The sequence below is a fragment of the Streptosporangium sp. NPDC023615 genome, assembly GCF_040640155.1.
In the GTDB taxonomy this organism is placed as follows: domain Bacteria; phylum Actinomycetota; class Actinomycetes; order Streptosporangiales; family Streptosporangiaceae; genus Streptosporangium.
Genome location: NZ_JBFABE010000053.1, coordinates 45,884 through 56,190, shown reverse-complemented (window position 1 = coordinate 56,190; position 10,307 = coordinate 45,884). Strand labels below are relative to the sequence as shown.

Annotated in this window: 10 protein-coding genes; 4 read left to right on the top strand and 6 right to left on the bottom strand. The window is 73.2% G+C overall.

Translation table 11 applies throughout. The features are described from left to right. Window positions 1–215 precede the first annotated feature (215 nt). Window positions 216–743: an ATP-binding protein gene (locus AB0G16_RS28775; protein WP_362811611.1), complete on the top strand. Its 528-nt coding sequence runs from the start codon at window positions 216–218 to the stop codon at window positions 741–743. Here AB0G16_RS28775 and AB0G16_RS28770 read toward each other — a convergent pair. Both AB0G16_RS28770 and AB0G16_RS28765 read right to left on the bottom strand, forming a co-directional pair. Further along, a complete protein-coding gene (locus AB0G16_RS28770) occupies window positions 630–2,105 on the bottom strand; it encodes a wax ester/triacylglycerol synthase family O-acyltransferase (protein WP_362811609.1) in 1,476 nt (491 codons plus the stop codon). The two genes, AB0G16_RS28775 and AB0G16_RS28770, sit on opposite strands and share 114 nt — an antisense overlap. A gap of 191 nt (window positions 2,106–2,296) precedes the next feature. Next, complete coding sequence (locus AB0G16_RS28765; protein ID WP_362811606.1) at window positions 2,297–3,367, bottom strand: helix-turn-helix domain-containing protein; 1,071 nt, start codon at window positions 3,365–3,367, stop codon at window positions 2,297–2,299. Between the two features lie 163 nt (window positions 3,368–3,530). Between AB0G16_RS28765 and AB0G16_RS28760 the strand changes: the two genes are divergently transcribed. Next, on the top strand, window positions 3,531–4,832 hold the full coding sequence (locus AB0G16_RS28760; protein ID WP_362811617.1) for an aminotransferase class I/II-fold pyridoxal phosphate-dependent enzyme: 1,302 nt from the start codon (window positions 3,531–3,533) through the stop codon (window positions 4,830–4,832). Window positions 4,833–5,033: 201 nt separating this feature from the next. Here the strand turns inward: AB0G16_RS28760 and AB0G16_RS28755 are convergent, their stop codons facing one another. Further along, complete coding sequence (locus AB0G16_RS28755) at window positions 5,034–6,134, bottom strand: NADH:flavin oxidoreductase/NADH oxidase (RefSeq protein WP_362811604.1); 1,101 nt, start codon at window positions 6,132–6,134, stop codon at window positions 5,034–5,036. A 158-nt stretch (window positions 6,135–6,292) separates the two neighbouring features. Here AB0G16_RS28755 and AB0G16_RS28750 point away from each other — a divergent pair, with 158 nt between their 5' ends. After that, window positions 6,293–6,661 carry a helix-turn-helix domain-containing protein gene (locus AB0G16_RS28750; protein ID WP_362811602.1) on the top strand — a complete coding sequence of 123 codons (369 nt, stop codon included), beginning with the start codon at window positions 6,293–6,295 and terminating at the stop codon, window positions 6,659–6,661. A 111-nt stretch (window positions 6,662–6,772) separates the two neighbouring features. Here AB0G16_RS28750 and AB0G16_RS28745 read toward each other — a convergent pair whose 3' ends face one another. After that, the gene (locus AB0G16_RS28745) at window positions 6,773–7,135 is read right to left on the bottom strand and encodes a hypothetical protein (RefSeq protein WP_362811600.1); all 363 of its coding nucleotides are present in this window, start codon (window positions 7,133–7,135) and stop codon (window positions 6,773–6,775) included. 274 nt (window positions 7,136–7,409) lie between these two features. Here AB0G16_RS28745 and AB0G16_RS28740 point away from each other — a divergent pair, with 274 nt between their 5' ends. Beyond that, entirely contained in the window at window positions 7,410–7,628 is a 219-nt protein-coding gene (locus tag AB0G16_RS28740; protein ID WP_362811597.1) for a DUF2277 domain-containing protein, read from the top strand. Between the two features lie 222 nt (window positions 7,629–7,850). Here the strand turns inward: AB0G16_RS28740 and AB0G16_RS28735 are convergent, their stop codons facing one another. Both AB0G16_RS28735 and AB0G16_RS28730 read right to left on the bottom strand, forming a co-directional pair. Further along, the gene (locus AB0G16_RS28735; protein WP_362811594.1) at window positions 7,851–8,021 is read right to left on the bottom strand and encodes a hypothetical protein; all 171 of its coding nucleotides are present in this window, start codon (window positions 8,019–8,021) and stop codon (window positions 7,851–7,853) included. A gap of 110 nt (window positions 8,022–8,131) precedes the next feature. Beyond that, the gene (locus tag AB0G16_RS28730) at window positions 8,132–10,165 is read right to left on the bottom strand and encodes a Xaa-Pro dipeptidyl-peptidase (protein WP_362811591.1); all 2,034 of its coding nucleotides are present in this window, start codon (window positions 10,163–10,165) and stop codon (window positions 8,132–8,134) included. Window positions 10,166–10,307: the final 142 nt, after the last annotated feature.

Here is a 10,307-nt window from a genome sequence, read left to right as displayed (position 1 = left end):
CTCAGTTTCGTGGGGGTGGGGGGGGCCGGCGCCTGCCTGTCCGGGGCGGGGCGGGGCGGCCCCCCCCCCCCCCCCCCCCCCCCCCCGCCGCCGTTCACGGACGGCGCCGTTCGCCGCCGTTCGCCGCCGTTCTCGGCCGGTGCCGGCTCCGTTTCGGGTTTGGAGCGGGTGTGCGGGGCAAGTGCTCTGGCAACCGGCTGTGAAAGGAGGGGACCGTGGAAGCCACCATCGCGTTGCGTCTGCCGCGTGACGCCGCGAGTGTTCCCGTCATCAGGCAACTTCTCGACTCCTCGCTGCAGGCCCTGGGCGTGATCCCCGAGATCCGCGAGGACATCCAGCTCATGCTCTCGGAGGCGTGTTCCAACGTCATCCAGCACGCCACCCCCAGCGACGACTACATGGTCAGCACCGAACTGTCCGGAGAACGTTGCGTGATCAAGGTCGTGGACGCCGGCAACGGCTTCGACTTCGACGGCGCCTCCTCCCCCGCCCCCACCTCCGAGCACGGCAGGGGGTTGCTGATCATGCAGGCCCTGGCCGACGACATCCGCTTCGTCAACCGGCGCGAGAAGGGCTCGATCGTCTGCCTGGAGAAGGCGCTGCGCTTCGTCAACGACGCCCCCGGGCTGTCACTGCTGCTCAACGAGGAGCTTGAGTTCGACGAGGGCGTCGGCCAGGTAGTCGGTGACCGTCCACACGTCGGGGACCATCTCCCGGCAGGCGATCACGCCGACGTCAAGTGAGCCGTCGTAGGAGAAGACCGTGATGTTCAGGCCCCCGCTGGCGTCGGTCACCACCGAGACCGGGTGGTACGCCAGCAACCGGGCGCCACTGATGTAGAGCGGGAGCTGCGGGCCCGGCACGTTGGAGATCAGCACGTTGATCGGGCCCGCGCTCTCGGCGAAGAGGTTGAAGGCGGCGCGCGAGGCCAGGCCGGTCAGCGCGGACGGCATCATGTCGCTCATCTGCTGCAGCCAGCGGGCCGGGGCGAGCGAGGACCGGTCCTTGATCAGGCGCATCGCGTCGCGTACCGCCATCAGGCGTTCCAGCGGGTCGGCCACCTGGGTGGCCAGCGTGGTGATCATGATCGTCACCTGGTTCCCGGTCCGCCGGTCCCCGGGGGTGCGCAGCGAGAACGGCACCCCGGCGACGAGCGGCTGGTCGGGCAGCGCGTCGCGCTTGAGCAGCCACTGGCGCAGCGCCCCGGCGCACAGGGCCATGACCACGTCGTTGACGGTGACGCCGAGGGCGTTCTTGACGAGCTTGACGTCCTCCAGCGGCAGGGTGGTGAAGGCGAACCGGCGGTGCGCGCTGATCCTGCCGCTGAACGGGGTGCGGGGGACGACCATGCGGGGCATCGCGGGCACCTCGGCGGCGGTGCCGGCCACCAGGCCGACCAGGTGGCGGGTGGCCCGCGAGATCGTCCGGGCGCCGGGCATCTGGGAGACCAGGGGGATCTCGTCCAGGTGCGGGATCGCGCCGGCCAGGAAGCGCACCGTGTTCGCCGGGTTGGTCACGGCCTTGGCGATCCCCCTGGCGAGCATCTCCCGGGTGTCGATCGCTCCCTCCCCCTCACCCGGCTCGCCCGGCGCCGGCGACCCGGGCTCCGCGGGCTCCGCGGGGCCGGCGAGTTCGGGAGGCTCGGGGGAGGTGTCCAGCAGGCCGGCCAGCACGTCGGCACCGGTGACGCCGTCGACCGCGGCGTGGTGGACCTTCATGTACAGGGCCGTGCGGCCTCCGGCCAGGCCGTGGATGAGGTACATCTCCCACAGCGGCAGCCGCCGGTCCAGCCGGCGGGCGTGCAGCCTGGCCACCTGCTCCCCGAGCTGCTCGTCGCTGCCGGGCGCGGGCAGCGCGAGCTCACGCACGTGGTAGTCCAGGTCGACCGCGGGTTCCTCGGTCCAGTAGGGGTGGTCCAGGCCGAGCGGGACCGGCACCAGCCGCATCCGGAAGGGGGCCGCCAGGTGGAGCCTGCGGGCCAGCAACGCCACCAGGTCGGCGCGCGACAGCCCGCCCGACAGGATCGCCAGCCCCCCGATGTTCGCGACGTTCGTCGAGGTCTCGAAATTCAGGAACTGCGTGTCCACCGCGTTGAGCTGCCGCACCGTCTACCTCCGGGAAGTCGTCCTCCCATCCTGCTCCCGTGAGGTCGTCAGGGCCAATCCGGCGAGCGCGAGGAGGACGATCACCGACACCATGACCAGTGACAGCGGGATGAGAGCGAACACGACGAGAACGGCCATGATCTCACCGATCAACTGCGACACCGGGAAGCCCTGCCCGGATCCTCCGGTCGTTACACCGCGTTCCAGCGTCCGAGCTTCAGCGCGAGATGGAGTTCTAACCTGTGGGTCCCGTTCTTGAGGTCGCGGTCGGCCAGTTGCTCGATCCTGGCGAGCCGGTAGTAGAGACTGGTGCGGTGCAGGTGGAGCAGCCGGGCGGTCTCCTGGGCGTCTCCCCCGCTGTCGAGGTAGGTCTCCAGGGTGACGACGAGGCCGGGGTGCTCGCGCAACGCGTCCAGCGGGCCGCCTGACCGGTCGGGCGGGTCGGTGAGCTGCTCGGACAGCAGCCGGTACACGCCCAGGTGCGGCCAGCGGGCCACGGGCCCCAGCGCCGGTTCGGCCGCCGCGGCCCTCGCCGCGACGAGCGCCTCGCGGTGCGCGCGGGCGGCCCACTCCAGCCCGGGGTGGGGGGCGCTGACCCCGGCGCCCGCGCCGGTCCGCGCGGCCAGCCGCTCCCCCAGCGCCACCGCGTCCTCGCCCCGGTTGAGCAGCAGCACGGCGTGCCGGTCCAGCATCGTGAAGGCCGGCGGGCGGAGCGTCCTGGCCAGCTCCGCGCCGACCGCCTCGCGCAGGCCCGTCGGCTCCCCCCGGAGCACGAGGACGCGCAGCGGCCCCTCGCCGAGGACGCCGGCCGCGCGCCGCACCCCGATCTCGCCGCCGATGAGGTGGGCCAGGGTGTGCGAGCTGCCGCCGTCGTCGAGCAGGGCGGCGATCGCGGCGGCGTCGCGGACGGTCCTGGCCCGCTCCTGCGGGCTCAGCGGGCCGTCGCCCTCGATGACCCAGAGGTAGCCGACCCGGCGGTCCTGGTGGAGCAGCGGCACGCAGAGCCGGCCGACCATGCCCAGGGCGGCGTTCTCCGGGACCCGGACCGGCTCGCGCGCCCCGATCACGCCGTGCGCCTCCTGCCAGGCGTTCACCTCGGCCGGGACCGACCGCGACAGGATGGCGTGCGCCCTGACCGGGTCGGCGTCGCCGTGGTGGGCGCTGTGCGCGACGACCCGGCCCTCCAGGTCGTCCACGGACATGCCCCGGCCCACCGCAGCCGCCAGCGACTCCAGCAGTTCCTGAACATCGTCCGCGATCATGCGTTAATCCTACAGATGTAGGAAGGATCTCCACCGGCGGGACGATGACTGACCACCTCGTGCACCGTAACGTCACAGTATTCGTTCGCGGAAGCACACCCGTGAAAGTCCGGGATCGCACCCGTGAGAGCCGCCCCGCGGCCCGGTGAGAGGAGACCCCTTGGTGGAGCGCAGCCGCGTCGCCCCGTGGGCCCCGCCCCGGGCACAGCTGCGCCTGGCCGAGCTGGAGTCGGAGGTGTCCGGCCTGGGCCTGGACGCGGTGACCCGGCTGGTCGACGCGGTGCTGGCCGAGCACCGGGGCCGCCTCGACGAGGACGGCGTGGTCCTGTACGCGGGCACCAACACGATGAGCGAGCGGGCCAGGGCCGCCCACGAGATCTCCATGGGCTGCCGCCCGTCGATGGGCTGGCCGGGGGACAAGTACCAGACCGGCCTGGACGAGCTGGACGTGCTGGAGGTGCTCGTCCCGCTCCAGGTCGCCGCGCTGATGGGCGGCGAGTTCGCCGAGGTGCGGCTGCAGAGCGCCACCCTGGCCAACCTGGCCTGCTACAGCGCGTTCACCGCCCCCGGCGACACGATCGCGGTGCTGCCCGAGGACGCCGGGGGCCACGTCCAGCACGCGCGGGCCGTCGCCGGCATCCGGGGGCTGCGGGTCGCCGACCTGCCCTACGACGCCGACCGGCTCGACGTCGACCACGACGCCCTGCCGGCCTTCCTGCGCGAGCACCGGCCCGCGCTGGTGGTGGTCGGGGCGGGCCTGATGCTGTTCCCGTACGACGTCGGGCGGGTCCGGGCGGCCTGCGACGAGGTCGGCGCCCTGCTGGTGTACGACGCCTCGCACGTGGCGGGCCTGATCGCGGGCGGCCGGTTCCAGCGCCCGCTGGACGAGGGCGCGCACCTGCTGACCATGTCCACCTACACCTCCTTCGGCGGCCCCCCGGGCGCGGCCGTGGTGACGCGGGACGAGGAGCTCGCCCGCCAGGTGTCGGCGGCGGCCTACCCGGGCCTGACCGCCAACTACGACGCCTCCCGCCTCGCGCCGCTGGCCGTCGTTGCCGCCGAGCACGCCGCCGGCGGTCCGGCCTACGCCGACCGCTGCCTCGTCAACGCCCGGTCGCTGGCCTCGGCGCTGGACGCGGAGGGTTTCGACGTCTTCGCCGCCGACCTGGGCTGGACCGCCTCGCACCACGTGGCGGTGGACGCCGCCGCGTTCGGCGGCGGGGACGCGGCCGCCAGGCTGCTGGCCGAGGGCGGCGTCTACCTCAGCGGCATCGGCCTGCCCGGCAGGCCCCGCACCGAGCCCATGCGGGGCCTGCGGATCGGCACCCAGGAGGTGACCCGGCGGGGTTTCCGCCCGGACTCCATGGGCGCGATCGCGGTCCTGATGCGCCGCCTGCTGATCGACGGCCAGGACCCCGCCCGGGTGCTCCGGGACGCGATCGCCCTGCGCCACGCCACCCCGTGATCCCGGACCGGCCCGCTCGACCCCCGGAGGTCCGCCTCCCGGCGGGCCGGTCCGCCTTCCCCGTCCTGCTCCGTACGGCGGGCCGGCCCGCGTCCCCCTGACGGACCGGCCCGCTCCCCCGACCCCGGCCCGCGTCCCCCTGACGGACCGGCCCGCTCCCCCGACCCCGGCCCCGGTCGCACGGGGCGGGACCGGGACGGCTCAGAACGCCCGGTGGTACTGGTCGGGCCAGCGGGCGGCGGCCGGGGCCAGCTCGCGGGCGGCGAGGTTGGGCCAGTAGGGGTTGCGCAGCAGCTCGCGGCCGAGCAGGACGGCGTCGGCGCGGCCGGAGGTGATGATCTCCTCGGCCTGCCGGGGGTCGGTGATCTCCCCGACGGCCGCGACCGGCAGGTCGGTCTCGGCCCTCACGCGGGCCGCGAACGGCACCTGGTAGCCGGGGCCGGTGGGGATGCGCACCTTCGGCACGTTGCCGCCGGAGGAGACGTCGAGGAGGTCGACGCCGTGGGCGAGCAGGTCCTTGGCGAGGCGGACGGTGTCGTCGACGCCCCAGCCCTCGCGGTCGTCGGCGGGGTCCTCGGCCAGCCAGTCGGTGGCCGAGACGCGGAAGAGGACGGGGAGCTCCTCGGGCCAGACCGCGCGCACCGCGTCGACGACCCGCAGCGCGAACCGTACCCGGTTCTCGTAGGAGCCCCCGTAGGCGTCGGTCCGACGGTTGCTGAACGGGGAGAGGAACTCGCCGATCAGGTAGCCGTGCGCGCCGTGGATCTCGGCCACCTGGAAGCCCGCGGCCAGGGCCCGCCGCGCCGAGGCGGCGAAGGCCTCCACGAGCCGGTCGATGCCGTCGGCGTCCAGCTCCGCGGGCAGGTGGTGGCCGTCGGCGAAGGGGATCGGGCTCGGGGCGACCGGCTGCCAGCCGTGCTCACCGGGGCCGGTGGGCCCGCCGCCCTGCCACGGGCGGCGGGTGGACGCCTTGCGCCCGGCGTGCGCGAGCTGGACGGCGGGCACGGCGCCGTGCCCGGTCAGGAAACGGGCGATGCGGGCGAACGCCTCCTGCTGGCGGTCGTTCCACAGGCCGAGGTCGGCCGGGCTGATACGGCCCTCCGGCGTCACCGCGGTGGCCTCGGTCATGACGAGCCCGGCACCGCCCACCGCGCGGGCGCCCAGGTGGGTCAGGTGCCAGTCGGTCGGCACCCCCTGCTCGGGCCCCTCCTCCGCCGCGCAGTACTGGCACATCGGAGACATCCAGATCCGGTTGGGGACGGTGAGGCTGCGCAACGTCAGGGGCTCGAACAGGGCGCTCACGGCCGTACTCCTTCTCACGCGGGGGCGTCGGGGGCGATGCGAGACGGTGCGGGGCGGGCGCCCCGGTGCACACTCATACGATAAACGACGTACTACGACAGATGTCAAACTACGATCACTCTCGTACAATCAGGACGACCCGTGAGAAGGGAGATCCCGTGCCGACCGCCCCCGTCAGGGTCCTGGAACACCCCGCCCCGGAGGAGATCACGCTGGAGGGCGTGCTGCACGCCCTGTCCGACCCGACGCGCCTGCGGATCGTGCGTTTCCTGTGGCGGCTGGAGGAGGACGAGGGGGCCCCCTGCTCGGCGATCGAACTGGAGATCACCAAGTCGACCACCACCCATCACTTCCGGGTGCTGCGCGAGGCGGGCGTGATCAGTCAGGTCTACCGCGGCACCGCCAAGATGAACGCGCTGCGCCGCCGCGACCTGGGCGCGCTCTTCCCCGGTCTGCTCGACGCGATCCTCGCCGCCGACGCGGCCCGGCACGAGCGCGAGGACGTGCCCGCGCGCTCCCCCGCGTGACCCCGGCCGAGCTCCCGGCGCCTGTCCGGGGCCGGTACCGCCGCGCCCCGGAGACCACCGAGGGGGCCGGCGGCGCGCCGCCGGCCCCCTCGGCATGGACCGGTGGGCGGCTCAGTCCGTCCGCGCGAACGGTCCCGGCCGCTCGTCGGTCCAGCCGATCGTCCGGTACGAGGTGGAGTGGCTGATCTCCACCTGCCGCCCGTCCGCGAGCCTGGTCACGTACGTCTGTATTTTGGTGAGGGGCAGGCCGTTGCCGGGATCGACCACGAGACGGAAATCGCTGAACACGCCGGGCCCCACCTCGGCCCGGTAGCCGAGCGCCTGCCCGCGCCGGCCCAGCGGGTCCGTGACCTCCCCCTCGGCGCGCATGCCGGGCAGGGACGCGAGGACCCGGTAGGCGGAGGCACGAGCCTCGGGTGACACCGGCAGGGTGCTGATGATGTCCATGCAGGCCGCTCGCACGAGGCGGTCCATGTCCTTCTCCCAGCCCGGCGCGACATCCGGGTCCGCCGTCAGTTCCCGGGTGATGCGCTCCTCCAGGTAGGCCCGGAGCCTGTCCGCCGCAGAGCTGATTCGACTTCACGCCCGGCGACGACGGTACCGGCGGGACGACGACCGGGGGGCGCGCCCGGGGCCCGCGCGCCCTGCCGTGGCCCGCGCCCTGCCGTGAGGGCGCCGATGGCTCACGCGCGCCGGATCGGGGCGAGGCGGCGGGCGGATCGTCGGTGGCACGCAGTACGGTCCTGCCATGTGCCGGAGTATCAAGACCCTTCGTGAGCCCTACGTCAGCGACGTGACCGAGGAGGACGTACGAGCGGCGGCGCTCCAGTACGTCCGGAAGATCTCGGGATTCCGCTCCCCGTCGGCGCGCAACGCCGAGGCCTTCGACAGAGCCGTGGAGGAGGTGGCCGCCGCCACCCGGACCCTCCTCGGCGACCTGCGGCTGAAGCAGGCCTCCCGGGGCTGACCGGGGCTGACCGGGGCTGACCGGGGCTGACCGGGCGGGTGGAGCCGGGTGGGCGGTGCCCGATGAGCGGGTCCTTACGGGGCCCGGGTGGGCGGTGCCCGGTGAGCGGCGCCCGATGAGGATGAGCGGGTCCCATGAGCGGGGGCCGGGTGAACAGGGCCGGGTGAACAGGGCCGGGTGAACGACGCCGGATGAGCGGGGCCGCTCATCCGGGCGTCCCGGTCAGTCGCGCGTGTTCGAGGAGCTGAGGAGCCGGCTCACGAACATGACCACCACGCCCACCAGGCCGATGATCAGCGCCCACTTGAGGAGCGTGAAGAGGAAGCCCAGAACCGAGCCCAGCAGGAGGAAGGCGATCACCACGGCCGCCACGATCAACAGAATTCGTCCCATGCCCTCCACGCTAGGCCCCGCCGCCGTCCGGCGGCAGGGCCTGGCACCGATGTCAGGGACAAGCCAGGGTTCTCCCCCAGGGAGGTCCCGGGCTCACCGGCGGCCGGAGGTCAGCCGAGTTCCGGCCGGCCGCCGACGAGCGGCAGCCGTACCGAGGTCCGGCCGGGCTCGACCGAGACGCCGGTGCCCGGGGGCAGCCGCAGGGTGAAGTCGCGGTCGGTGGAGAGCAGCACGACGCCGATGCGGTGACCGGCCTTGAACACGTGGTCGTTCGGCTGGAGGTCGAAGCGGAAGTCGTAGGAGCGGCCCTCGGTCAGCAGTTCGGTGCGGGCGGCGGAGTGGCGGTTGCGGACGTCGATCCAGCCCCTTGTGACGATCTTGTAGGGGGCGGTCACGGTGATGTGCTTGGCCAGCAGCGCGCACCCGGTGTCGCCGGGCACGCCCTGGCCGTAGCAGACCTGGGGCTCGTCGTAGACGACGGTGCCGGAGGCGCGGGTGTCGGTGCCGTAGTCCACCAGCAGCGCCGTCAGGTAGGGCGAGCGCCCGCCCTCGAACGCGGCCCTGACCGAGATCTCGGGCGTACCGGACAGGCGCGTGTCCCGGGTCAGCGGGGCCGAGAGGTAGGCCAGGCGGTTGGGGTCGGTGGCCTCGGCGTTCTCGGTGAGCTGCTCGGCGGTGCGGGTGTTCTGGTCGACGAAGGACTCGACGGTCCGGCCCGGGGAGCGGCGGAGGCCGAGGGTGCCGTTGCGGCCGCCGGAGCCGGGGGCCAGGTGGAAGCGGACGTCCCGGGTGCCGGGCAGCGGCCACGAGGCGTGCTGCGCCCACTGCTCGGGCCCGTACTCCACGTCGGCCTGCGGCTCGTTCATGATGCCGTTGCGCAGGCCGTACAGGTGGAAGTCGAACCACCGGTGCAGTTGGCGCAGCCACTCGGCGTTGCGCCCGGCGTAGGAGAACGGGTTGAAGTGGCCGCCCTGGTGGAGCCAGATCTTGCGGGGCACGTTCCGCTTCGCCAGCGCGTCCCACCACTGCACGGCCTGCTTGGTCTTGACGTTCCAGTCGTTGAGGCCGTGCACCAGGAAGACGGCCGCGCGGACCTTGCGCACGTCGCCGAGGTAGTTGCGCCGGTCCCAGAAGTCGGAGTAGTCGCCGGTGACGCGGTCCTGGTCGCGTTCGATCGCGTCGACGAACGCGCCGCAGGCCTTCTGCGCGTCCGCGCGGGTCAGCACGTAGCGGGCCAGCACGTCGGCGTCCTCGCCCTGGTAGCCGCCGGGAGCCAGCACGCCACCGCCTGCGCGGTAGTAGTCGTACCAGGAGGAGATGGCCGCGATCGGCACGATCGCCTTGAGTCCCTTGACGCCGGTGGCGGCGACCGCGTTGGGCAGCGTGCCGTTGTAGGAGACGCCGATCATGCCGACGTTCCCGGTGGACCAGCCGGCCTTGACCTCCTTGCCCTCGGCGTCGAAGGCGCGGGCGCGGCCGTTGAGCCAGTCGATCGCGGCCTTGGGGCCGGCGGTCTCGTTCGGCAGGCCGGTCGTGGGGCAGCCGGTCGCCCGCCCGGAGCCGAGGTTCTCCACCAGCGCGACCGCGTAGCCGCGCGGCACGAAGTAGTTGTCGTAGTAGCCGCGGAAGGGCGCCGCCGCGCGGGCCACGTCGAGGCCCTCGACGCCGAACATCTCGTCGCGCAGGTCGTCGAACTTGTTGCGCCGGTACTCCATGCCCGCCGGGTCGGAGCCGTCGAGGTCGACGACGTGGTTGGGCACGTCGTTGCCGCCCGCGTAGTAGGGGCTCGCCTCCATGACGACCGGGACCTTGAGACCGGAGGCGGTCTCCTTGGGCCGCATGATGTCGACCGCGACCCGGTCGGGCAGCCCGTCGGCGTCGCTGTCGACCCCGGCGACCTCCACGAACACCGTCTCGGTCAGCGCGTCGGCGCGAGAGTAGACCGGCTGGGTCTCGTTGCCGCGGACCGGGGACGCCGCGGCGGCCCGCGCGTCCGCGGGAGACGTGGCCGCGGGCGGCGTCGCGGCAGGTGCGGCGGGTGGCGGATCGGCGGGTGACGCGGCGGCGGGCGACGCGACGACCGGGAACACCGCGAGCGGCAGGGCCGCCACCGTCGCGACGACGATCGTCTTCCATCTGTTCATCAGGAAGGCTCCGAGAAGGTAGCTGGAAGTCTGACTACTCCGGTCAATCTCCTTCGAAGCAATCTTGACCTGCAAGATCGAAGATATAACGAATGAGCGGCTATCTCGCGTTACGCGCCCGTTCCGGTGCGTACTCGGGGAA

What these genes read in the sequence shown, in the direction of transcription:
- AB0G16_RS28765 (WP_362811606.1), bottom strand. Translation starts at nt 3,367, where the DNA reads ATGATCGCGGACGATGTTCAGGAACTGCTGGAGTCGCTGGCGGCTGCG.
- AB0G16_RS28745 (WP_362811600.1), bottom strand. Translation starts at nt 7,135, where the DNA reads ATGGACCGCCTCGTGCGAGCGGCCTGCATGGACATCATCAGCACCCTG.
- AB0G16_RS28740 (WP_362811597.1), top strand. Translation starts at nt 7,410, where the DNA reads ATGTGCCGGAGTATCAAGACCCTTCGTGAGCCCTACGTCAGCGACGTG.
- AB0G16_RS28735 (WP_362811594.1), bottom strand. Translation starts at nt 8,021, where the DNA reads ATGGGACGAATTCTGTTGATCGTGGCGGCCGTGGTGATCGCCTTCCTC.
- AB0G16_RS28730 (WP_362811591.1), bottom strand. Translation starts at nt 10,165, where the DNA reads ATGAACAGATGGAAGACGATCGTCGTCGCGACGGTGGCGGCCCTGCCG.